The sequence below is a fragment of the Pseudomonas sp. FBCC-B1667 genome, from assembly GCF_059133255.1.
In genome coordinates, this window is sequence record NZ_CP101437.1 from 4,919,349 (window position 1) to 4,942,779 (window position 23,431).

The window sequence follows — 23,431 nt, forward strand, 5'->3', positions numbered from 1 at the left end:
GATTAACTCCTAAACGTTTGGGTCACGCTTTAACTGCGCCAATACACTGAACGGGTTGGACCGCGTTACCTCGTCCTCGCTCGGTTCGGGCTCATCGAGACCCGCCGGCTGCTGGCATTCTTCCGGATGATGAGCAGGCACAATGGGCAAGGCGAGCAGAAGCTCCTCCTCGATCAGTGACTGCAGATCCAAAGGATCTTCGCCCAGTTCCAGCACGTCATAACCTTTCGGCAACGACTGGGTATTCGCACCCTCCTTCACCACAGCATAACTGCATTCGCTATGGATCGGCAGGGTGACCAGCTCAAGACAACGCTGGCAAACCATTTTGACCTCGGTGTCGACAAAGCTGTGGATGACCACAGATTTACGTTCATCTCGTTCAAAAACGAATTTAGCCTGCACCGTACCGACAGTGTCGGAAAGCGGGTCGCAGAGTCTCTCCAAATCGGCCAGCAGCAGTTCACCTTGAAGGGTGGTGCCACGGTCAGCCAATTTGCGCGGGTCAACGTGAGGTGGAATCGGGTCATTCAACATAGGCGCAGCATTATAGGGATGCACCCAGCCATGTCAAAGGAAATTCAGCCCTGTCCGTCACTTGCAAGCCTCCGCTAGAATTCGCACCTGACTTTTGGAGTTGCGCATGCTGCCTTTATTACTTGCTTCAAGCTCGGTGTATCGCAGGGAATTGCTGGCCCGCTTGCAGCTGCCATTCATCTGCAGCTCACCGGATATCGACGAAAGCCACCGAACGGGCGAGCCCGCCATGGAATTGGTCAAACGCCTCGCCAAAGAAAAAGCCCAGGCTCTGGCGAGCAGCCATACCGCTCATCTGATCATCGGCTCCGATCAGGTCGCGGTACTCGGCGACCGCGTTATCGGCAAACCCCACACCTTCGAAAAGGCCCGCGAACAGTTGCTGGCCGCGAGCGGCGCCAGCGTGACCTTCCTCACCGGCCTGGCCCTGCTCAACAGCCAGACCGGCGAATGCCAAGTCGATTGCGTACCGTTCACCGTCCACATGCGCACGCTCGACCAGGCGCGCATCGAACGCTACCTGCACGCCGAGCAGCCCTACGACTGCGCTGGCAGCTTCAAGGCCGAAGGTTTGGGGGTCAGCCTGTTTCAAAGCACTGAAGGCCCTGACGCCACCAGCCTGATCGGCCTGCCGCTGATTCGCCTGATCGACATGCTGCTGGCCGAAGGCGTGCAAATCCCCTAACCGTAAAAAAACCGACCACAAAGGCCGGTTTTTTTATGCAGCCACAGAATCAGCGCATCGATGGGCCGTGAAAGCCCATCCACATCGCCAACTGCTCGGCAACGCTGGCACCGAGCTTTTTCGAGAAACGATCGAACGGCGACTCCTGAACGGTGAAGTCCACGAGCTCTTTCTCGCCAATCACGTCACGCGCCACCGAACTGGCGCTACCCAGACCATCGATCAGACCGAGCGGCAGCGCCTGCTCACCGCTCCAGACCAAACCGGAGAACAGCTCCGGATGTTCTTTGTCCTTGAGGCGATCGCCACGACCCTTCTTCACGCTGTTGATGAACTGCTGATGCGTGGTGTCCAGCACACCCTGCCAGAACTGAGTCTCCTCAGGCTTCTCTGGCTGGAACGGATCAAGGAACGACTTGTGCTCACCCGACGTATACGTCCGACGCTCGACACCAAGCTTCTCCATGGTACCGACGAAGCCGTAACCGGCCGCCGTCACCCCAATGGAGCCCACCAGGCTGGCTTTGTCGGCGTAGATCTGATCCGCCGCGCTGGCGATGTAGTAAGCGCCGGAAGCGCCCAGGTCCGAGATCACCGCGTACACCTTGATCTGCGGATGCAAGCCACGCAGGCGGACGATTTCGTCATACACATAACCCGACTGCACCGGACTGCCGCCCGGGCTGTTGATGCGCAGAATGATGCCTTTGACCTTATCGTCCTCGAAGGCCGCGCGCAGACTGCCGACGATATTGTCAGCGCTGGCCGGCTCCTTGTCGGCGATCATGCCAACCACGTCGATCAATGCGGTGTAGTTGGAGCTGCGGGTCGCACTCTTTTCCATGTCCATCAGCGGCGTGAACAGAATCAGCGCCACAAACAGGTACACGAACGTCAGTAATTTGAAGAAGATCCCCCAGCGACGCGAGCGGCGCTGTTCCTGCACACCGGCCAGCAGGGTCTTCTCCAGCAGCTTCCAGCTTTTTTCGTCACCGCTCTCTACGCTCGCCTTGGCGGGCGCTTTCCATTCGTCGGTCATGACATCTACCCCAGCAAAAACCTGTTAAGCCCGCTGATTCAGCCAGGCATGCAATTCTGAAAAACGATCAATGGCCAGTGCCGGCCCGAACAACTTCAACGCGTCAATCGATTGCGCGCCGTAGCTGACCGCCACCGAGTCAATGCCGGCGTTGCGCGCCATCTGCAAGTCGAAGGACGAATCGCCAACCATCAGCGCCTGCTCCGGGCGAACCTCGCAATGGGCGAGAATCTGCTCAAGCATCAGCGGATGCGGCTTGCTGGCGGTTTCGTCGGCGGCGCGGGTGATATCGAAATAATCTTCCCAACCGTGAGACTTCAGCACCCGATCCAGCCCGCGACGGGCCTTGCCGGTCGCCACAGCCAGATGATAACCCTCGGTACGAAACGCCTCCATCGACTCGACGACACCTTCGAACAACGGCGAAGGCACCGCCTCAGCGGCGATGTAGTGATCGGCATAATGCTGACGAAACGCCACAAGCTCGGTATCGCCAATTTCGGGATACAAGGTGCGAATCGCCTCAGGCAAACCCAGACCAATGATGCCCTTGACGGCAAAATCATCTCGCAACGGAAATCCGGAGCGCTCAGAGGCGACATGCATCGCCTCCACAATCCGACCAATGGAGTCGGCCAACGTGCCATCCCAATCGAAAATAAGCAGCTTGTACTCAGATTGGCGCACTCAGTCGCTCCACGGTCTTGGACCACATCTCATCCACAGGCGCCTGCAATTTCAGCTCGCTACCATCCGGTAGCGGCACCGTCAGCATGTAGGCGTGCAGGAACAGGCGCTTGCCGCCCAGATCGCGGATTTCCTTGCTGAAACCTTCGTCGCCATACTTGGTATCGCCTGCAATGCAATGCCCGGCGTGCAGGGTATGAACGCGGATCTGATGAGTGCGGCCGGTAATCGGCTTGGCTTCGATCAGGGTGGCAAAGTCGCCGAAGCGGCGCAGGACCTTGAACACCGTCACCGACTCCTTCCCCTCCTCCTCGTCAACTTCGACCATACGTTCGCCGGAGCGCAGATTGCTCTTGCCGAGCGATGCACGGACCTGCTTGATCGAGGCCGCCCAATTACCGCGGACCAGCGCCATGTAGCGCTTGTCGACACCATCGCCGCGCAATGCCGTGTGCAAATGGCGCAACATGCTGCGCTTCTTGGCGATCATCAGCAGGCCGGAGGTATCACGATCGAGACGGTGAACCAGTTCGAGCTCCTTGCAATCGGGACGCAACTGACGAAAGGCTTCAATCACCCCGTAGGTCAGGCCGCTGCCGCCATGGACTGCGATACCGCAAGGCTTGTTGATCACGATCAGCGCCTTGTCTTCGAAGACAATCGAGGCTTCGAGGCGTTGCAGCAGGCCTTGGGCCAGCGGCACCGGCTCGTCGCGTTCAGGCACGCGAACCGGCGGCACGCGCACGATATCGCCCGCCTGCAGCTTGTATTCGGGCTTGATCCGACCTTTGTTCACACGCACTTCGCCTTTGCGCAAAATGCGGTAAATCAAGGTCTTGGGCACGCCTTTGAGCCGAGCGAGAAGGAAGTTATCAATACGTTGGCCGGCATATTCCGGCGAGACCTCCAGCAGTTGTACGGCTGGGGTCGAAGGGGTTGTAGTCGTCATGGCGCGGATGATAACAATTTTTTATGGAATTGAAGCACTTAATCATTGCTGCTATAGTCGCGAACGCCGCCAAAAGCGGCCTGGGCAGCGGACCAACGGTCAAAAACCGGCCCTGACCAACGCAATTCACCAGGACGCGAGGCCGTCCTACGGGGCTTTCGCTACGTAACGGTGGAGTTTGCAGCTGTAACGAGCGCAGGTGACATGAGGCCTGAATCAAGCCGCAAAGCAGAGTTTTAACTCGCCTTGGGAGCCAATATTCACGGCCAGTTCACAAAGTGCAGTCAGCCACGAACGACCCTGAGCGAACGCTTCGGAAACAACGCCTAAATTAGCCATGATGCGTGACCTCCCCCTTCGGAGCTCACGGTAAATGCCAACCCGCTGCGGATTCTGCGCGCGGCAGCACCCGAATTATCAGGGATACGTGTAGGGTGGAGATGCACAACCGCTGGACTGTGTAGCAATAGGCTTTATCAAGACGCTTCATCTCGTCCACAGCCGCTGGTTGATTCCTCCTCCTGACTGAGTGCTTAAGTAGCCACAGCAAGCAGGACGCGTACGTCGCGACACCGGCCCAATTGGTCGGGGTTCGCTAGACACTGGAGTGGCCAACCACTCCTGACGCACCTGACACCGACCGTGAGAAGTCGTGTGTGCCGAACGCCGTTTCCGGCAGCCCGGAAACCGACGGTACTACATGAAAAGAATGCTGATTAACGCAACTCAACCCGAAGAGTTGCGTGTTGCACTGGTAGATGGCCAACGCCTCTACGACCTGGACATCGAATCCGGTGCACGCGAGCAGAAGAAGGCCAACATCTATAAAGGCCGGATTACTCGCATCGAACCAAGCCTAGAGGCTGCCTTTGTCGATTTCGGCTCCGAGCGCCACGGCTTCCTGCCCCTCAAAGAAATCTCCCGCGAATACTTCAAGAAAGCCCCCGAAGGCCGCGTCAACATCAAGGACGTCCTGAGCGAAGGCCAGGAAGTCATCGTTCAGGTCGAAAAAGAAGAACGTGGCAACAAGGGCGCTGCCCTGACCACCTTCATCAGCCTGGCCGGTCGTTACCTGGTTCTGATGCCGAACAACCCGCGTGCCGGCGGTATCTCCCGTCGCATCGAAGGTGAAGAGCGCAACGAATTGCGTGAAGCCCTGAACGGTCTGGTTGCTCCAGCCGACATGGGCTTGATCGTTCGCACTGCCGGCCTGGGCCGCAGCAGCGAAGAAATGCAGTGGGACCTCGATTACCTGCTGCAGCTCTGGACCGCTATCAAAGAAGCCTCGCTGGATCGTTCCGCGCCATTCCTGATCTACCAGGAAAGCAACGTGATCATCCGCGCCATCCGCGATTACCTGCGCCAGGACATCGGTGAAGTGCTGATCGACAGCGTTGAAGCCCAGGACGAAGCCCTGACCTTCATCCGCCAGGTGATGCCGCAGTACGCCAGCAAGATCAAGCTGTACGAAGACAGCGTTCCGCTGTTCAACCGTTTCCAGATCGAAAGCCAGATCGAGACCGCTTTCCAGCGCGTCGTTGAACTGCCTTCCGGCGGCTCCATCGTTATCGATCCGACCGAAGCCCTGGTGTCCATCGACATCAACTCGGCGCGCGCCACCAAAGGCAGCGACATCGAAGAAACCGCTCTGCAGACCAACCTTGAAGCCGCCGAAGAAATCGCCCGTCAGTTGCGCTTGCGCGACATTGGCGGCCTGATCGTCATCGACTTCATCGACATGACCCCGGCCAAGAATCAGCGCGCCGTGGAAGAGAAAGTCCGCGAATGCCTGGAAGCCGACCGCGCTCGCGTGCAAGTCGGTCGCATCTCGCGCTTCGGCCTGCTGGAAATGTCCCGTCAGCGCCTGCGTCCATCGCTGGGCGAAAGCAGCGGCATCGTTTGCCCGCGCTGCAACGGCACCGGCATCATCCGTGATGTTGAATCGCTGTCGCTGGCGATCCTGCGCCTGATCGAAGAAGAAGCCCTGAAAGACCGCACCGCCGAAGTTCGCGCACAAGTGCCTATCCCGGTTGCCGCGTTCCTGCTCAACGAAAAACGCAACTCGATCACCAAGATCGAACTGCGCACCCGTGCCCGCATCGTCATTCTGCCGAACGATCACCTCGAAACGCCGCACTTTGAAGTTCAGCGTCTGCGCGATGACAGCCCGGAAGCCGCTGTCGGCCAGTCCAGCTACGAAATCGCTGCTGCCGCTGCCGAAGTCGAAGAAGTCCAGCCAGCCGCCGCGACCCGCACCCTGGTTCGCCAGGAAGCCGCGGTCAAGACGGCTCCGGCCCGCGCCAACGCTCCGGTTCCGACCGAAGTCGTCGCTGCCGCGCCGGTGGCTGCACCGGTTGCCGCGCCTGAGCCAAGCCTGTTCAAAGGTCTGGTGAAATCGCTGGTCAGCCTGTTCGCGACCAAGGAAGAGCCTGCTGCTCCGGTTGTGGTTGAAAAACCAGTCACCACAGAGCGTCCGGCCCGTAACGAAGAACGTCGCAACGGTCGTCAACAGAGCCGCAACCGTAATGGTCGCCGCGATGAAGAACGTAAGCCTCGTGAGGAACGCGCACCGCGTGAAGAGCGCGCTCCCCGCGAGCCACGCGAAGCCCGTGAAGAAGCCCCGGCCGTAGCCCGCGAGGAACGTGCTCCACGTGAAGAGCGCGCACCTCGCGCCCCTCGTGAAGAACGTGCACCGCGCGCTCCACGCGAAGACCGCAAGCCACGTGGCGATCGCGAAGAGCGTCCGGTTCGTGAACTGCGCGAGCCTCTGGATGCTGCTCCGGCCGCTGTTGTCGCAACGGTTACCGCTGAAGAGCGCCCGGCTCGCCAGCCACGTGAAGAACGCGCTCCACGCCCACCGCGTGAAGAACGTCAGCCACGTGCTGAACAAGCCGCTGCCGCCGTCGCTGAAGAAGAGCTGACCTCCAACGAAGAGCAACTGCCGGAAGACGGTCAGGAAGGCGCCGAAGGCGATCGTCCACGCCGCCGTTCCCGTGGCCAGCGTCGCCGCAGCAACCGTCGCGAGCGTCAACGCGATGCCAACGGCAATGTGATCGAAGGTTCGGAAGAATCCGAAGGTAACGAAGCTGGCGAAAGCAACGAAGCGCCAAGCACTGATGATCTGGCCGCAGGCCTGGCTGTTACCGCAGCCGTTGCCAGCACCGTGATCAGCGCACCGGCTGAAGCTCAAGCTCACGAGCAAGCTGAACGCGCTACTGCGGCTGTTCAGGAAACGGCTCCGGTTGAAGCGCCAGTGGTTGAAGCAACAACTCCGATCGAAGCGACTGCTGCTCCGGAAATCGAAGTGGCTCCGGTTCGTGAAGCGTTTGTTCGGGAAGAAGCCCAACCAGTGGTTGAAGCGGCGGTTGTCGCCGAGCCAGTGACTGCTGCGGAGCCTGCTTCCGAAACCGTCACCGAAACCGTGACCGAAGCGGTTCGCGAGGTTCGTGAAGAACAAACCGCGTTCAACTGGGTTGCCGAGCCGGTTGCTGTTGAAGCGCCTGCACCGGTAGCTGAAGCCGAAGTCGCTGAAGCCATGGTTTCCGAGCCAGTGGTTGTGGCTGCCGAACCTGCTCCGATCGTTGAAGCACCGGCTCCGGTCGTTGCCGAAGTGGCTGCACCGGTGGTGGAGGCCGCCCCAGTCAGCGCCCTGACCGAGAATGGCCGTGCGCCGAACGATCCACGTGAAGTGCGTCGTCGCAAGCGTGAAGCCGAGCGTCTGCAGAAGGAAGCCGAACTGGCTGCCGCTGCTGCACCGGTTGAAGCGCCTGTCACTGAAGTGGTCGAAGCGGCGCCTGTGGCCGAGTCGGTCATCGAAGAAGCACCGCGCTCCGTTCAGGAAGCCGTAGAGCAACACGAACAAGCCCAGGAAAAAGAGCACGAGCCTAAACCCCTCGTCTAACTCCCAGGCCATAAAAAGCCCCGACTGGTAACTCCAGCCGGGGCTTTTTTACGCCTCCGAACATCACCGCAATCCCTTGCAGGCTCACGCCTACAGGGGATTTATGCAGGTCTGTAGGTCAGTGATTCAGGCACATCGACGTCCCACAGGATTCCGGGATCATCCACTGCGACTTCAACCACCTTGGCCTGCGCAAACAGCGGCTTGGCTCCACGATCACCCGACAACCCCATCAACCCCGGTCCAAAACTGCGGCCGAACCCCACCGGATGCCCAAACTCAAACTCCAGCACCGGCACGCTGATCGCGTTATCAGCCATACCCGCCAGCACGCGCTCAACCGTCGAAGGCAGGATAAACGGCATATCCCCCAACACAATCAACCAGCCACTGCACTGCGGACACGCCGACACCCCCGCCGCAATACTGTCGCCCATGCCCGTCGAGTCAATCAGCACAATCTCGCAGCCATACGCTTGAGCCATGCGAATCACCTGCGGGCGATCCTCTGTCGTCACCAGCACGCGCCTCTCTATCGTCGCGGGCAGATTCACCAACACTTGCTCGATCACCGAACGAACCGCGCCGTCACGCCCGGTACAATCCGCCAACAACTTATCCTTCTCAGCCCCCGCCACCTGGCGAAAACGACTGCCCTGCCCCGCCGCCAGCACTACGACGCCGATGGATTCATTCATACAACCTCCTGCAACGGCTTCTTTTGCTTCAGTTCGACACCGTTCTTGATCGCGACGATTTCGGCCATCAGTGACAGGGCGATTTCCGCCGGACTGTGGCTGCCAATGTGCAACCCGATCGGGCCGTGCAAACGCTCGATGGCCTGTGCCGACAAGCCCAGCACGGCGAGGTTTTCCCGGCGCTTCAGACTGTTGACCCGAGAACCCAGCGCGCCGACATAAAAGGCCGTAGAGTCCAGCGCCGTCAGCAGTGCCATGTCATCCAGGCGAGGATCGTGCGTCAGGGCGACGATGGCCGTGCGTTCGTCAGTCTGAATGTTCAGCACCGCCTCATCCGGCATGCCCGAGACAAAGCGACCGTGCTGCGCTTCCCAACCGTACACAAACTCGGTGCGTGGATCGCAGATCAACACGTCGAAATCCAGCAACCGCGCCATCTCGGCGACATAACGGGACAATTGTCCGGCGCCGATGAGCAACAAGCGCCAACGCGGACCGTAAATCGCGCGAAGCGTCTTGCCGTCAAAGCTCAACCCATCGGATTTGCTCGCAGACTGCACGACCACTTCACCGGTCGCAATATCCAGCGAACGAGCGACGATTTCATGCGCCTCACAGCGCGTCAGCAATTCGGCGACCCAATGCGGATCGCCGACCCGCTCCTCAGTCAGGCGCAACGTACCGCCGCAGGGCAAACCAAACCGCGCAGCCTCCTCGCGAGTGACGCCATACGTGATCAACTGCACCGGCGGCCCGTCAGGCGGGATACGTCCGTCGTGCAACCGGGCAATCAGGTCATCCTCGACACAACCGCCCGACACCGAGCCGATTACCACGCCGTCTTCACGCAAGGCCAACATGGCGCCAGGTGCCCGGGGCGCGGTGCCCCAGGTCTGGACCACGCTGTACAGCACCACCCGCTGACCGGCGCGGCGCCATTCGAGCACGCTGCGCAGGACATTCAGATCGACGCTGTCCATCAGGCTTGCGCCTTCTGCCAACCTTGCAGTTGATAGCGAACCGGCAGGTTGCGGATGCGTTTGCCGGTGGCGGCGAAGATCGCGTTGCACAGCGCCGGCGCAACCGGTGGCACGCCTGGCTCACCGACACCGCCCAAGGGCACAACGCCTGGCGGGGTGACCAAATGCACCGCGACATCCTTGGGCGCCAGCGACATGCGCGCCACTTCGTACATGTGGAAGTTGTCCTGCTGGACCTTGCCGTCCTTAAAGCTGATTTCCCCCAGCACAGCATTACCCAGCCCCATGACGCAGGCGCCCTCGAACTGCGAGCGGATGCGCTCGGGGTTGATCTGCGGCCCGCAATCCACGGCGATGTCTGCCTTGTGCACGATCAACGTGCCGTCGTCTTTGACTTCGACCTCGATCACCGCCGCCACATAGGTAACAAAGCTGTAATGCACCGCCAGCCCCAGGCCCCGACCCTTGGGCATTTCACGCCCCCAATTTGCCGCTTTGGCGGCAGTTTCCAGCACCGTGCGCAGGCGGCCGGTATCGATCGGATAGCGCTCGGGAGATTCGCCGTAGTTCCACTCTTCACTCAACGTGCGCGGGTCAATCTGACGGTCCGGGCCAAGCAACTTGATCTGGTACTTGAGCGGATCCTGCCCGGCCTTGTGCGCCAGCTCATCGACAAAACTCTGAATCGCAAAGCCGTGCGGGATATTCGACACCGAGCGATACCAGCCGACGCGGGTATGCGCCGTCGCCTCCGGGTTTTCCAGGCGCACGTTGGGAATCGCGTAGGCCATGTTGGTGAACCCCATGCCGAGCTCAAACGCCGCCTCGTGGTTCATGCCCGGAGCAAACAGCGCGGTGATGCTCGGGGCCACGGTGCGGTGCAGCCAGCCGGAGGGCAGACCGTCCTTGTTCAGGCCGGCCTTGAGGTACTCGGCCGACACGGTGTGGAAATAGGAACAGTGGATGTCGTCTTCGCGAGTCCATTGCACCCGCACCGCCTTGCCGGGGAACTCTTTGGCGAGGATTGCCGCTTCAATGATGAAGTCAGGCTTGGATTTTCGACCGAAACCGCCCCCCAGCAAGGTGACGTTAAACGTGACGTTATCGAACGGAACACCGAGGCGCTCGCCAATCCGTGTACGGGTGACTTGCGGCGCCTGACTCGGCCCCCAGGCTTCACAGATGCCGTCCTTGAAGCGGGCAATGGCGACCATAGGCTCCATCGGCGCCTGCGCCAGGTGCGGCAAATAATAAGAGGCTTCGAGGGTGCTGTCGGCGCTCTTCATCGCTTCGTCGATGTTGCCGGTATTGCGCACCACTTTGCCGGGTTTGAGGGACGCCGCTTCCAATTCCTTGCGATAGGCAATCGAGTCATAACTGGCGTTCGGGCCGTCATCCCATTCGATCTTCAGCGCCTCACGGCCCTTGATTGCTGCCCAGGTGTTGCTGGCCACCACGGCCACGCCACCCAAAGGTTGAAATTCGGACGGCAGCGGGCTGCCCTCGATCTGCAGGACCTTGATCACACCGGGGACTTTCAGCGCGGCGCTGGAGTCGACTGATTTGACCTTGCCGCCGTACACCGCCGGACGCGCAATGGTGGCGTAGAGCATGCCGTCAAAGTGCACATCAGCCCCGTAAATGGCGCGGCCGTTGACGATGTCGGCACCGTCGATAGCCTTGGTGCCTTCCTTGCCGATGTAACGAAACTGCGACGGATCCTTGAGTCGTACGCTGTCACGCGCGGGCACTGCCAGCGCACCGGCCGCCGCGGCTAATGCGCCGTAGCCCAATTCACGACCGGACGGTGTGTGGATGACTTTGTGCAGTTGCGCGTGGCACTCGGCGACGGGCACTTTCCACTGCGCGGCAGCGGCCTGTTCGAGCATGGTTCGGGCGGCCGCACCGCAGCGGCGCATCGGCTCGTACCAGTGACGCATGCTGCGCGAACCGTCGGTGTCCTGGTTGCCGAAACGCACTTCGTCACCCGGCGCCTGTTGCACCTTCACCATCGCCCAGTCGGCGTCCAGCTCATCGGCCACCACCATCGTCAGGCTGGTGCGTACACCCTGGCCCATTTCCGAACGGTTGCAGATCACAGTCACCGTGCCATCGGCGGCGATGCTGACGTAGACCTTGGGATCATCAATCGCGCCATGGGGCATGCCGTCGGCGCCGAATTTCTTCGAAGCCTCTTCAGCGAAAACGTCCTGCCAGCCCCAACTGGCCGCCAGCACCAACGCACTGGTCGTGCCGACCCCCTTGAGGAAACCGCGGCGGCTGAGGTTACTGAGGTTGCTCAGGGCAAAATCATTCGGTAACTGGCTCATGCCTTGGCCTCCTTCAAGTGGGTGGAAGCCTGACGGATGGCGGTCTTGATGCGGTTGTAAGTCCCGCAGCGGCAAATGTTGCCGACCATCGCCTCTTCGATTTGCGCATCCGTAGGATTGGGGTTGGTCTTGAGCAGCGCCGTCGCCGACATGATCTGCCCGCCCTGGCAGAAACCGCACTGGGCAACGGCCGTGTCGAGCCATGCTTGCTGAACCACTTGCCCGACCGGATCGGCGTGCAGGTTATCGATGGTGGTGACGTTCTGCCCGACCACCGAGCCGATCGGCGTGATGCAACTGCGCGCCGGTGAACCGTCGATGTGAATCGTACACGCGCCGCACAGGCCCATTCCGCAGCCGAATTTGGTGCCGTTGTAACCGGCTACGTCGCGGATAGCCCAGAGCAGCGGCATGTCCTCGGAGACGTCGAGTGGATGGTCTTGACCGTTGAGCTTCAGGGTAATCATGGGCACGCCCGCATAGATCTTGGGTTATGGGGTCGAGCAATCTGACGTGGGATCTTGGTTCGTGACCCGCAGATCGGCTCAGGCTAATGAGGCTCTCTTATGCGACGGGAATGTCTGCACCGGGCCTTTGATGGAACAAATGCTTGCATCGTTAGGTGGCTAAGTTAACCCAGCATTAACAAAAAAGCCCTGCACAGTTGAAGTGTGCAGGGCTTTGAGATCAGTCCTGAAAGCTTAGCTTCAATACTGGTTGGGCTCCATTTCCAGATCGACATGGAATCGTTCTGAAATGTCTTTCTGGATGCGCTGCGCCAGGTTGAGCAATTGCAGGCCCGTGGCAGCGCCGTAGTTGACCAGCACCAGCGCTTGTAACTTATGCACGCCGGCATCTGCGTCGCGGAACCCCTTCCACCCTGCCCGCTCGATCAACCAGCCGGCCGCCAGTTTCATTTGCCCGTCGGGTTGCGTATACGCCACCAGATCCGGGTATTCGCCCTTCAGCTGAGCGACCAACGTCGCGGGCACCAACGGGTTTTTGAAGAAGCTGCCGGCATTGCCCAGCACCGCCGGGTCCGGAAGTTTTTCGTTGCGGATGCTGCAAATCGCCTGGCTGACATCCGTGGCGGTCGGCTGCGCGATGCCTTGCTCGGTCAGGCGCTGACGCACCGGACCGTATTCCAGGTGCAGGTGCGCGGTGCGATCGAGGGTGAACCGAACGCGCAGGATCAACCAGCGACCCGGCTCCTGCTTGAACAGGCTATCGCGGTAAGCAAAATTGCACTCGGCCAAGGTGAAGTCCCGCAGCTCGCCGGTCTGGCGATCCAGCGCGGTCAGGCCGGCAAACACGTCCTTGATCTCGACCCCATACGCACCAATGTTCTGCATCGGCGCCGCACCGACGGTGCCGGGGATCAGACTGAGGTTTTCCAGGCCCGACAAGCCCTGTGCCAACGTGTGTTGCACGAACGGATGCCACGGCTCGCCGGCCTCGGCTTCGATCACGACTTTGCTGCCGTCATCACTGAGGATGCGAATTCCGCGCGTGGCCATGCGCAGCACCAGTGACGGGATGTCGGCGGTCAGCAACAGATTGCTGCCGCCGCCAATCACCAGCAACGGAACGTCATGCTGCTCTGCGTAGGCCAAGGCCTCACGCACATCGGCATCGCTATGGGCCTCGGCGAACAGGCGAGCCTGAACGTCGACACCAAAGCTGTTGAAGGGCTTGAGCGAAACCTGTGATTGAACCTGCAAACTCATAGCCGCCCCTTCAATTCGATCACCAGCAAGTCACTGGCGCGCTCGATCAGGTCCAGCACCTGTTCGAAGCCCTGGTCGCCGTCGTAGTACGGGTCCGGCACTTCATCGAGCTCCGACTGGAAGCGGCGCAGGAACAGGTCCAGCTCGGCCTTGCCCTTGGCCGGTTGCAAGGCCTTGAGGTGACGCAGGTTGCTGTTGTCCATCGCCAGGATCAGGTCGTAAGTGGCGAAATCGGCGCGGGTGACTTGCTGGGTGCGCTGGGCGGACAGGTCGTAGCCGCGCAGCTTGGCCGCGGCCTGGCTGCGCTTATCCGGCGCCTTGCCGACATGCCAGTCACCGGTGCCGGCGGAGGCAACTTCAATCTGACCGGCCAGCCCCGCTTCGCGCAGTTTGTGCCGCAGCACGCCCTCGGCCGTTGGAGAACGGCAGATGTTGCCCAGGCACACGAACAGTACGCGCATCAGGCCTCCAGCAGGCGACGAACGCGCTCAAGGTCTTCAACGGTGTCGACCCCGGTAGGCGGTGCGATCAACGCGTCGGCGACGTGAATCCGCACGCCGTGCCACAGGGCACGCAGTTGCTCGAGGGACTCGGTGTTTTCCAGCCAGCACGGGCCCCAGCTGACGAAGTCATGCAGGAAACCGGCGCGGTAGGCGTAAATGCCGATGTGGCGTCGATACGGCACGCCTTCCGGCAATTGCTCGCGGCTTTTGGCAAACGCATCCCGCGCCCATGGCAAGGTCGAGCGACTGAAGGTCAGCGCCAGCCCCTCAAGATCGCTGACGACCTTGACCACGTTGGGGTTGAACAGGGTTTCCACGTCTTCGATCGGCTCGGCCAGGGTGGCCATGCGCGCTTCGGTGTGGGCCGCCAGGTTCGCCGCGACCTGATCGATCACGCTCGGCGGAATCAATGGTTCGTCACCCTGGACGTTGACCACGATGGCGTCGGGCGCCAGGCCCAGTGTCGCGGCGACTTCAGCCAGACGGTCGGTGCCGGAATTGTGGTCTTCGCGGGTCAGCACCACTTCAGCGCCGAAGCCGTTGCACGCCTCGACGATGCGCGCATCGTCAGTGGCAACCACCACGCGCTGGGCGCTGCTTTTGCTCGCCTGTTCCCAGACGTGCTGGATCATCGGCTTGCCGGCGATCAGTAGCAGCGGTTTGCCCGGCAAGCGGGTCGAGGCATAGCGCGATGGAATGACAACGGTAAAGGCTGTGGTCATTTATCCAGGCGCTCGTCGGTGGTCAGGGTGCGGGCTTCGGTTTCGAGCATCACCGGGATGCCATCTCGAATCGGGTACGCGAGGCCGGCGCCCTTGCTGATCAGCTCGGTCTTGTCGGCGCTGAGCTTGAGTGGGCCTTTGCAGACCGGGCAAGCGAGGATGTCGAGCAATTTGGTGTCCATGAGCATTCCCTGGATAAAACGGAGTTAAGGCAAAAGACGATCCGGCAACAGGCGCATCAGCTGCGTATCGAACCAGGCCACAAAGGCCGGCGATGGAACAGCATCGACCGCCAGGTACCACCAATCGGCGGCGGCGAAGGCACGGCACTTCACCGCGTCCTTTTCAGTCATCACCAACGGCAATGACGGTGTGAAATTCAAGGCCTGCACGCTGTATTCGGCGTGGTCGGCAAACGCATGCGGCACAGGTTTGCAGTGTAGCGTTTCGAGGGTGGTGAAGAAACGCTGCGGATTGCCGATCCCGGCCACAGCGTGCACCGCCTGACCTGCGGGGAAGTGATCGAGGGGACGCCGCTCACCGCTGAGCAAATTGATCAGGGCGGTCGGTTGCAGCTGGAAGGCAAACCCGTCGGCGCGATCCTCCGCGGCGCCATTGTAGAGCACCGCGTCGACGCTCTGCAGGCGTTCGACAGGCTCGCGCAACGGCCCGGCCGGCAAGCAACGCTGGTTGCCCAGGCCGCGGGCAGCGTCGATCAGTACCAGTTCGAGGTCCCGGGCCAGGCGGTAATGCTGCATGCCATCATCGGAAAGGATCAGGTCCAGCGGCTCGTTCGCCAGCAGCGCTTTTACCGCGCGGCTGCGGTCCGGGTCGATCATCAACGGCACGCCGGTACGCTGGACGATCAGCAGCGGTTCGTCGCCCGCCACCTCCGCGCTCTGGTCGGCTTCGACCCGCCATGGCAGCTGCTGCGGCTTGGCACCGTAACCACGACTGACCACGCCCACCCGCAAGCCGCTGCGCTGGCAGTGCTGGATCATCCACAGGATCAACGGCGTCTTGCCGGTACCGCCCACGGTGATATTGCCGACCACAATCAGCGGCACGGGCGGTTGATAGATCTCACCCTCGCCCGCCAGGAATCGTTTGCGCTTGTTCATGACGACCCGCCGGTACAACCACTCCAGCGGCTGCAACAGCTTCAGGGCCGGATGACCTTGATACCACGCGGCGAGCAAGCGATCGGACATGGCCATCAGGGCGCGGGCGCCGCCTCGACAGTGGTCATGCGTAAATGGCTGAAACCGAGCTTGCCGGCGGCGTCCATGGCGGTGATGACCGATTGATGTTGAGTCTTGCCGTCAGCGCTGATGGACAGCGGCAGATTGGTGTCGCCGTTGGATTCTTTTTGCATCGCGTCCATCACGGTCGCCAGGTCGCTTTTGGGCAAGACCCGATTGTTCACCGAGAACACGCCTTCTGCGTTGATAGCGACGTCCAGTTGCTTGACCTGCTGATTTTCAGTCGGCGCGCCGCTGACTGCTTCCGGCAGTTCGACGCGCAACTGGGTTTCACGGGTAAAGGTGGTGGTCACAACGAAAAACAGCAGCAGGACAAACACCACGTCGATCAACGACACGAGATTGATGTCCACGTTCTCCCGTTGCTTGCGGCGGAATTTCACGCTTTTTTGCCCTCGGACAGGTCCACGTCACGGTCACCCTGCACGACCTCGACCAGTTTGATCGCTTCCTGCTCCATCCCCACCACCAGCTCATCGATACGCCGTTGCAGGAACCGGTGGAAGAAGACCGCCGGGATACCGACGATCAGGCCCGACGCCGTGGTGATCAGGGCTTTGGAAATACCGCCGGCCAGCACTGCGGCGTTAGTGGTCATGCCCGTGGCCATGAACGAACTGAAGATATCGATCATGCCCAGCACCGTGCCGAGCAACCCGAGCAACGGGGCCATGGCGGCAATAGTGCCCAGGGCGTTGATGTAGCGCTCCAGTTCATGGATGACCCGGGAGGCGGCCTCTTCAATGCACTCTTTCATGATCTCGCGACCATGCTTGGAGTTGGCCAGGCCCGCCGCGAGGATCTCGCCCAACGGCGAGTTGGCGCGCAGTTCCTTGAGTTTTTCTTTATTGAGTTGTTTGTCTTTGATCCAGACCCAGACCTGCCCGAGCAAATGCTCCGGGGTCACGCGGCTGGCTCGAAGGGTCCAGAGACGCTCGGCGACGATCGCCATGGCCGCGATGGAACTCAAAATGATCGGCAGCATCATCCAGCCGCCGGATTTGACCAATTCCCACACAGTGACAGTCCCCTCGAAAAAGTGCGCCACTCTAACATAGGGGGTGGGCGCACCGAAGACCGTGATGTCGCATCCGGTCGGGCTTTAATAACTCTCAGTTATTTATTGACGGGCGGTGTATCGCGCCAGAAACGCCGGTCCAGACGCATCGTCCACGGAGGCTGGAAACGCCCGAGTTGCAGATGAATGGCGCCCTGCTCGGCGCTGTCGTAAATCGCCATACCGCGTTTTCGATAACGCGCCACGATTGTGGGGTGCGGATGGCCAAAGGAATTGCCTTGGCCGCGGGAGATCAATACGGACTTGGGCTGCAAGACGCTCAACAGAATCATTGACGAGGAAGTGCGGCTGCCGTGATGCGGTGACTGCAACCAATCGGTGGCCACTGCCAGCGGACTCTCCAGCAAGGCCCGTTCGGCAGCGGCGTCGATATCACCCGTCAGCAACAGTCGCTCGCCCCCGGCTTCTATTTGCAGGACGCAGGATTTCTGATTGCTGTCATGGGCCGACGTCCACTGCCAGAGCTGGAAGTTCACACCGTCCCAGGTCCATTGCCGGCCGCTTTCACAACCTTGCGCGTGCAGTTCGGTTGGCAATCCCTCGGGGTCGCCACTCAGCACTTGCCGGACAGGCAAACCCTTGGCCACGGCTCGGGCACCGCCGGCATGATCGGCATCGGCGTGGCTGATCAGCATCAGGTCGAGCCCTTTCACCCCGAGTTTGCGCAACGAGGGAAGCACCACCCGTTCCCCCATGTCCAGGTCGCCGAAACGTGGTCCTGTGTCATACAACAGTGTGTGATGACGGGTACGCACCAAAATAGCCAACCCTTGGCCGACGTCCAGCTGCCAGACGTCAGCCAAACCTTCCGGTAATAGCGGACGAGGCGGAAAAACCAGCATCAGCAGCAACGGCCACCCCAAAGGGCGCATCGGCACACCGCGCGGCAGCAGGAGCAAGAAGGCACCCAAAGTACCCAGCGCCCAACTCCAAAACGGTATCGCCACCGGCGTCCATGCGGGCAATTGCCCGGCCATCAATGCCAGTGCCTTGAACATCCCGTCGATCAGACCACCCGCCAACCACAGCAGCCCTTCGCCGACGTAAGGGACCGCCAATAATAATGTCCCGAGCAAGGCTGGCGGTAACACCACCAGGCTGATCCAGGGCACAGCCAGCAAATTCACCAGCGGCCCGCTGAGACTGATCGGCAAGCCAAGCACCATCAACAACGGGCACAGGCCTATTGCGATCAACCATTGCGCGCGGGTCCAGGTTTGCCACCATCGCCATGGACCCAGCCGTCCACCAAAGGTAAAAATCAGCACCGCCACGGCGGCGAAGGACAACCAGAAACCCGGTTGCAGACTGGCCAACGGATCCAGCAGCAACACACCATTGAGCGCCAGCAACAGCGGCCACCAGGCGCCGAGATGACGAAAGCGCAGCCGCCACAGCAGTACCAGACCGATCATCACGCAGGCGCGTTGCACCGGAACGTCGAAGCCGGCCAGCAACCCGTAAGCCAGCGCCGCCGAGAATGCCAGCGCGCATGCCCATGGCAGCCAGGGCACACGTACAGGCCACAGACCCAGCCGCGCCATCCCGGCGATCAGCAGGTAAACCACCCCCGCCAACAAACCGATGTGCTGTCCGGAAATCACCAGCAAATGCACGGTGCCGGTGTCTTGCAGCACTTGCCACTCCTCACGACTCAGCCCGGCACCATCTCCCAGTACCAGCGCGGTCAACGCGGCGGTTCGCCCTTGGGCATCGACCGCTTGTAAACGCTGGCGGATGCCGTCACGCCAGGCCCATCGGGCTTCAGCCAGTCGCTCACCATCCTTGACCGTGCCGGTCGCGCCAATATGTTGAGCCAGTAGCCAGGCGTCGTAATCGAAGGCATGCGGATTGAGCAGCCCGGCAGGCCGCTTCAATTTGACCGCCAGTCGCCAGCGCTCACCGCTGCTCACGGGTGGCCCGCCATACCAGGCCAGGCGCAAACGCTTGGGCAGTTTCGTGCGCTTTGAATGACCATCTGTCACTTCGAATCGCACTACGCCGCCAGCATCTTGCGGCAGTCCCGTCACCCGACCTTCAATCCAGCGGGTTTCGCCGTCGAGTTTGAGCGCCAGACGATCGTCCAGCGCCCACTGCGCATTCGCACACGCCCAACTGAAGCCGAACAGGAAAAATGCCAAGTGATACGTGCGAAATGGCAACAACATCAAACCCGGCAGTGGCAGCAACATCCATAACCAGACCGGCGGCAAAACCGGCAAAAAACGCAGGGCCAGCAAACCCAGCGCCAGCGCTATCATCCCAGTGCGCATACACTCATCCTTGAGAGTCCCCACCTAGGCATAGCCGGCCAACCGCACCGGCGCCGTTATCAATTGTCACAAAGTCTGAATGGGCGGTTCTTAGAATCCAGACATACTTGCCGCCTTAACCGACCGAGAAGCCTTATGCCCCGGCGCTTATTCAAACGCTACATGCCAGACCCGACCAGCATCAGGGAACACAAATCCTTACGCTTTCTCGGCACCCTGCTGCATGACCCCAACCTCTGGCACCTCAACCGCCACTCCGTGGCACGGGCGATGGCGGTCGGTCTGTTCGCAGCGTTTCTGCCGATCCCGTTGCAGATGTTGCTGGCCGCTGTGCTGGCAATCATGGTGCGGGGCAACATGCCGATTGCGGTGAGTCTGGTCTGGCTGACCAATCCGATCACCATGCCGGCGGTGTTTTTCTGCACGTACCAGACCGGGGCCTGGCTGTTGGATGTGCCCACTCGTCAGTTGCCCGACGCCTTGTCCTGGGAATGGGTGAGCGGCGAATTGTCTACTTTATGGCAGCCGTTTTTGCTGGGCTCGGTGGTGACAGGGCTGGTGTTGGGTGCCCTCGCCTACTTCCTCACCATGATGTATTGGCGCTGGTGGGTAGCGCGGCAGTGGAAGCGGCGCAAGAAAAACCGGATGTAGGAATGCAAAACGGCCTCCAACGTAGGAGGCCGTTTTTTTGTGTTGCCTGGACCGGGGCCATCGCGAGCAAGCTCGCTCGCGAAGGGGGCGACGCGGTCTTGAATCAGGTACGCATCCCGCGCCCACTGACCAGCAGCCGAGCACAACCGACATACAACACAATCGTCGCCACCAGCATGAAGGTGATCGCGATGCTGATCTTGATGTCCGAAACCCCAAGAATGCCGTATCGGAAGGCGTTGACCATGTGCAGCACCGGGTTTGCAAGGGACACGGTCTGCCAGAACGGTGGCAACAGGGAAATCGAGTAAAACACCCCGCCCAGGTAAGTCAGCGGTGTCAGCACGAAGGTCGGAATGATCGAGATGTCATCGAAGTTGCGCGCAAACACGGCGTTGATGAAGCCCAGCAGCGAGAAGATCGTCGCCGTCAGCACCACCACCAGAATGGTCACGCCCAGGTGATGCACCTGCAAATCAGTAAAGAACAGCGACAGCATCGTCACGATGATCCCGACCATCAGCCCGCGCAGCACGCCACCCAGGGTGTAGCCGATCAGAATCGTATGCGGAGAAACCGGCGACACCATCAGTTCCTCGATGGAACGCTGGAACTTGCTGCCGAAGAAACTCGAAACCACGTTGCCGTAGGAGTTGGTGATCACCGACATCATGATCAACCCCGGCACGATGTACTCCATGTAGGTGAAGCCACCCATGCCACCAATCTGCTTGCCGATCAGATTGCCGAAGATCACGAAGTACAAAACCATGGTGATGGCCGGCGGTAGCAGCGTCTGCGGCCAGATCCGGGTAAACCGCCGGACCTCACGGTAAACGATGGTATTGAGGGCAACGAGGTTGGGCTGCAGCTCGGAACTCATACCGCCACCTTCGACAGATTTTTCTCCACCAGGGACACGAACAACTCCTCAAGGCGATTGGTTTTGTTACGCAGGCTCAGCACGTCGATGTTCTGCTGCGCCAACTGGGTAAACAGCGCGGTGATGCCCATGGTCTTGTCGACCTGGACTTCCAGCGTATGACCATCGAGCAGACGGGTCGGGTAGCCGAGCAATTGCGGCGCACTGGTCAGGGTGTTTTTAATATCGAGCAGGAAAGTTTCCACATGCAGCTGGCTGAGCAACTGTTTCATGCTGGTGTTTTCGACGATGGTGCCGTGGTCGATGATGCCGATGTTGCGGCACAACTGTTCAGCCTCTTCCAGGTAATGCGTGGTGAGGATGATGGTGATGCCTTTCTGGTTCAGCTCGGTGAGGAAGGTCCACATCGAACGACGCAGTTCGATGTCCACACCTGCCGTTGGTTCGTCGAGGATCAGCAAGCGTGGTTCGTGGACCAGCGCACGAGCGATCATCAATCGACGCTTCATGCCGCCAGACAGTGAACGCGACGGCACATCGCGCTTGTCCCACAGCCCCAGTTGGGTCAGGTATTGCTCGGCGCGCGCCTTGGCGATTTTCGGCGGGATGCCGTAATAACCAGCTTGGGTCACGACGATGTCGAACGTCTTTTCGAACTGGTTGAAGTTGAATTCCTGGGGCACCACGCCGATGGAGCGCTTGAGCTGCGCAGGATTCTTGTCCAGGTCGTGACCGAAGATATTCACCGTTCCGCTGGTCTTGTTCACCAGGGTCGAGAGAATGCCGATGGTCGTGGATTTGCCGGCGCCGTTAGGACCGAGCAAGGCGAAGAAGTCACCTTCGGCAACGTCCAGATCGATACCACTCAGGGCCTGGAAACCGTTGCCGTAGGTTTTGGTTAGCTGCCGGATGGACAGAGCGGAACTCATATCGGATTACGCACCAAGAAGGAAGAAAGGGATAAAAGACGGCCGGCGGCGACTGGAACAACCACGGCACATGAGCGCAATGGTGCTTGTCGCCGCCACACAAGTACAGTCAAGTGTGTCGATAGTGAGTATTAAGTCAACGCGGTCATAACGGCTTTTTGATACGCCGGACGCTGCTTCAACCGGGCGTACCAGGCTTCAAGGTTCGGCAGCGACGCGCGTTCTATCGGCATCTCGAACCAGGCATAAATAAAACTGCCCAGCGGAATGTCGCCCATGCCGATTTCATCGCCGGACAGGTAAGGCTTGGTCGACAACGCTTGATCGGCCATCGACAGCAGCTCTTCGCATTCCTTGATCGCGGCCTTGATGGCTGGCCAGTCCTGCTTGTCGGCCGAAGTGCGCATCACGCCCCAGAATACAGTGCGGAACGGACCGGCGAGACTTGAAGTGGTCCAGTCCATCCACTTGTCCGCCGTGGCGCGGGCTTTTAGATCCGCCGGATACCACGGACTGCCGTCGGCATGTCGGGCCATCAAGTAACGCACGATGGCGTTGGATTCCCACAAGACAAAGCCGTCATCCTCGATCACCGGAATACGACCGTTGGGGTTCATCGCCCGGTACTCCGGCGTATCGACAACCCCAAAGGCGCCGCCTGCATCGATGGCTTCATACGCCAGGCCCAATTCTTCGGCGGCCCACAAAGGCTTTCTGACATTCGACGAGTTTTTCCGACCCCAGATTTTCAGCATGACCGCCTCTTTTTTGACAAGTGGGCAGGCAGCATACGCCGGATCAGGCTCGACTCAAATCGCTCTGCATATCCCCCAACAGCACGGGCAGTTGCTCGCTGAACAGGTGCGGATAGCACTTTTCCAGGTGTTCGAAAAAGAACGCTTCCGGCACATCGGTGAACTGGCCGTGATCGATCAGATACTCCATCAACTGTGCGCCATCGCGATTGAACGGGTGGAAAACGCTGTCGTTGATCCCGTCGAATTCCAGCGGTGCGACATTGAACAGCTCACAGAGTTTTTGATTGAACGCCGGCGTGGCCTTGACCCAGCGGTCGTTCAGATACAGCTCGGTGTAACCGTGCATTGCGAACACATCGCTCTTCAGCAGTTCTAGCAAACGCGGGGTCGAGAGGTGATTGCGCACATCCGCCAGTCCAATGCGCGCGGGGATCCCGCAATGTCGCGCGGCACCGGCCAACAGCGTGGCTTTGGGCACGCAATAGCTTTCCCTGGTGGCCAGCGCATAACTGCCGCGCAAGGTCTCCGGGTCGCGGCTGAACGTGTAGGGGTTGTAGCGCACGGCCTCGCGCACCGCGTAATAGAGGTTGATCGCCTGCTCGAGCGGGTCACGACTGCTGCCGCGGTGTTTTTCGGCGAACTCCACCACTGAGGGGTGGTCACTATCGATGAAGCGGCCGGGACTCAAGTACTCGTGCATGAGATCAATCTCCTGGGGAAGCCCCGAGTCTAGCGACAGGTTCAGCACAGAGATAACGACGTTTCGGCCAAACTTGGGCGCATTGTCGCGTACGAAACGAACGAATTCCCGAGCGTGTTGCCAACCGAGCCTACAAATC

At 60.4% G+C, this 23,431-nt stretch carries 23 protein-coding genes; 3 read left to right on the plus strand and 20 right to left on the minus strand.

From position 1 onward, the window contains the following. Positions 1 to 9: 9 nt before the first annotated feature. A complete protein-coding gene (locus NL116_RS22670; RefSeq protein ID WP_494374120.1) occupies positions 10 to 537 on the minus strand; it encodes a YceD family protein in 528 nt (175 codons plus the stop codon). Between the two features lie 106 nt (positions 538 to 643). Here NL116_RS22670 and NL116_RS22675 point away from each other — a divergent pair, with 106 nt between their 5' ends. Next, positions 644 to 1,222 (plus strand): Maf family protein, encoded by a 579-nt coding sequence (locus tag NL116_RS22675; RefSeq protein ID WP_494374121.1) that lies wholly within the window; start codon positions 644 to 646, stop codon positions 1,220 to 1,222. A gap of 49 nt (positions 1,223 to 1,271) precedes the next feature. On the opposite strand, the gene NL116_RS22680 is transcribed toward NL116_RS22675, so the two are convergent. The 3 genes from NL116_RS22680 to rluC are packed head-to-tail and all read right to left on the minus strand — an operon-like array spanning position 1,272 to position 3,897. Continuing rightward, positions 1,272 to 2,261, minus strand: a complete 990-nt coding sequence (locus NL116_RS22680; protein ID WP_494374122.1) for a S49 family peptidase — start codon at positions 2,259 to 2,261, stop codon at positions 1,272 to 1,274. A 24-nt stretch (positions 2,262 to 2,285) separates the two neighbouring features. Then, positions 2,286 to 2,948 (minus strand): HAD-IA family hydrolase, encoded by a 663-nt coding sequence (locus NL116_RS22685; RefSeq protein ID WP_494374123.1) that lies wholly within the window; start codon positions 2,946 to 2,948, stop codon positions 2,286 to 2,288. After that, a complete protein-coding gene (gene rluC / locus NL116_RS22690; RefSeq protein ID WP_140667341.1) occupies positions 2,935 to 3,897 on the minus strand; it encodes a 23S rRNA pseudouridine(955/2504/2580) synthase RluC in 963 nt (320 codons plus the stop codon). Before rluC ends, NL116_RS22685 begins: the two co-directional genes overlap by 14 nt. A 700-nt stretch (positions 3,898 to 4,597) precedes the next feature. On the opposite strand from rluC, the gene rne reads away from it, so the two are divergent. After that, a complete protein-coding gene (gene rne, locus NL116_RS22695) occupies positions 4,598 to 7,798 on the plus strand; it encodes a ribonuclease E (RefSeq protein ID WP_494374124.1) in 3,201 nt (1,066 codons plus the stop codon). A gap of 101 nt (positions 7,799 to 7,899) precedes the next feature. On the opposite strand, the gene NL116_RS22700 is transcribed toward rne, so the two are convergent. From NL116_RS22700 to NL116_RS22755, 12 genes are all read right to left on the minus strand, one after another. Next, a complete protein-coding gene (locus NL116_RS22700; RefSeq protein WP_494374125.1) occupies positions 7,900 to 8,496 on the minus strand; it encodes a nucleotidyltransferase family protein in 597 nt (198 codons plus the stop codon). Further along, positions 8,493 to 9,476: an XdhC family protein gene (locus NL116_RS22705; RefSeq protein ID WP_494374126.1), complete on the minus strand. Its 984-nt coding sequence runs from the start codon at positions 9,474 to 9,476 to the stop codon at positions 8,493 to 8,495. The genes NL116_RS22700 and NL116_RS22705 overlap by 4 nt, the downstream gene beginning before the upstream one ends. Further along, a complete protein-coding gene (locus tag NL116_RS22710; RefSeq protein ID WP_494374127.1) occupies positions 9,476 to 11,806 on the minus strand; it encodes a xanthine dehydrogenase family protein molybdopterin-binding subunit in 2,331 nt (776 codons plus the stop codon). Before NL116_RS22710 ends, NL116_RS22705 begins: the two co-directional genes overlap by 1 nt. Then, positions 11,803 to 12,273, minus strand: a complete 471-nt coding sequence (locus NL116_RS22715) for a (2Fe-2S)-binding protein (protein WP_494374128.1) — start codon at positions 12,271 to 12,273, stop codon at positions 11,803 to 11,805. The genes NL116_RS22710 and NL116_RS22715 overlap by 4 nt, the downstream gene beginning before the upstream one ends. A 240-nt stretch (positions 12,274 to 12,513) precedes the next feature. Then, entirely contained in the window at positions 12,514 to 13,533 is a 1,020-nt protein-coding gene (murB, locus tag NL116_RS22720; protein WP_494374129.1) for a UDP-N-acetylmuramate dehydrogenase, read from the minus strand. Then, positions 13,530 to 13,994 carry a low molecular weight protein-tyrosine-phosphatase gene (locus NL116_RS22725; RefSeq protein WP_494374130.1) on the minus strand — a complete coding sequence of 155 codons (465 nt, stop codon included), beginning with the start codon at positions 13,992 to 13,994 and terminating at the stop codon, positions 13,530 to 13,532. Before NL116_RS22725 ends, murB begins: the two co-directional genes overlap by 4 nt. Beyond that, positions 13,994 to 14,758: a 3-deoxy-manno-octulosonate cytidylyltransferase gene (gene kdsB, locus NL116_RS22730; protein ID WP_494374131.1), complete on the minus strand. Its 765-nt coding sequence runs from the start codon at positions 14,756 to 14,758 to the stop codon at positions 13,994 to 13,996. The genes NL116_RS22725 and kdsB overlap by 1 nt, the downstream gene beginning before the upstream one ends. After that, complete coding sequence (locus tag NL116_RS22735; protein ID WP_007945752.1) at positions 14,755 to 14,940, minus strand: Trm112 family protein; 186 nt, start codon at positions 14,938 to 14,940, stop codon at positions 14,755 to 14,757. Before NL116_RS22735 ends, kdsB begins: the two co-directional genes overlap by 4 nt. A gap of 24 nt (positions 14,941 to 14,964) precedes the next feature. Continuing rightward, positions 14,965 to 15,975, minus strand: coding sequence for a tetraacyldisaccharide 4'-kinase (lpxK, locus tag NL116_RS22740; RefSeq protein WP_494374132.1), 1,011 nt, complete (start codon positions 15,973 to 15,975; stop codon positions 14,965 to 14,967). After that, a complete protein-coding gene (locus tag NL116_RS22745) occupies positions 15,975 to 16,403 on the minus strand; it encodes an ExbD/TolR family protein (RefSeq protein WP_494374133.1) in 429 nt (142 codons plus the stop codon). Before NL116_RS22745 ends, lpxK begins: the two co-directional genes overlap by 1 nt. Beyond that, the gene (locus tag NL116_RS22750; RefSeq protein WP_494374134.1) at positions 16,400 to 17,038 is read right to left on the minus strand and encodes a MotA/TolQ/ExbB proton channel family protein; all 639 of its coding nucleotides are present in this window, start codon (positions 17,036 to 17,038) and stop codon (positions 16,400 to 16,402) included. Before NL116_RS22750 ends, NL116_RS22745 begins: the two co-directional genes overlap by 4 nt. A 98-nt stretch (positions 17,039 to 17,136) precedes the next feature. Continuing rightward, the gene (locus NL116_RS22755) at positions 17,137 to 19,371 is read right to left on the minus strand and encodes a DNA internalization-related competence protein ComEC/Rec2 (protein ID WP_494374135.1); all 2,235 of its coding nucleotides are present in this window, start codon (positions 19,369 to 19,371) and stop codon (positions 17,137 to 17,139) included. A 135-nt stretch (positions 19,372 to 19,506) separates the two neighbouring features. On the opposite strand from NL116_RS22755, the gene NL116_RS22760 reads away from it, so the two are divergent. Further along, the gene (locus tag NL116_RS22760; RefSeq protein WP_494374136.1) at positions 19,507 to 20,022 is read left to right on the plus strand and encodes a DUF2062 domain-containing protein; all 516 of its coding nucleotides are present in this window, start codon (positions 19,507 to 19,509) and stop codon (positions 20,020 to 20,022) included. Positions 20,023 to 20,125: 103 nt separating this feature from the next. Here the strand turns inward: NL116_RS22760 and NL116_RS22765 are convergent, their stop codons facing one another. The 4 genes from NL116_RS22765 to NL116_RS22780 all read right to left on the minus strand — a co-directional run bounded on the left by NL116_RS22765 (position 20,126) and on the right by NL116_RS22780 (position 23,292). After that, on the minus strand, positions 20,126 to 20,905 hold the full coding sequence (locus tag NL116_RS22765) for an ABC transporter permease (protein ID WP_494374137.1): 780 nt from the start codon (positions 20,903 to 20,905) through the stop codon (positions 20,126 to 20,128). Next, positions 20,902 to 21,834, minus strand: a complete 933-nt coding sequence (locus NL116_RS22770) for an ABC transporter ATP-binding protein (RefSeq protein WP_494374138.1) — start codon at positions 21,832 to 21,834, stop codon at positions 20,902 to 20,904. The genes NL116_RS22765 and NL116_RS22770 overlap by 4 nt, the downstream gene beginning before the upstream one ends. Positions 21,835 to 21,965: 131 nt before the next feature. Then, the gene (locus NL116_RS22775; protein WP_494374139.1) at positions 21,966 to 22,589 is read right to left on the minus strand and encodes a glutathione S-transferase family protein; all 624 of its coding nucleotides are present in this window, start codon (positions 22,587 to 22,589) and stop codon (positions 21,966 to 21,968) included. Between the two features lie 43 nt (positions 22,590 to 22,632). Next, positions 22,633 to 23,292, minus strand: coding sequence for a transglutaminase-like domain-containing protein (locus tag NL116_RS22780; RefSeq protein WP_494374140.1), 660 nt, complete (start codon positions 23,290 to 23,292; stop codon positions 22,633 to 22,635). Positions 23,293 to 23,431: the final 139 nt, after the last annotated feature.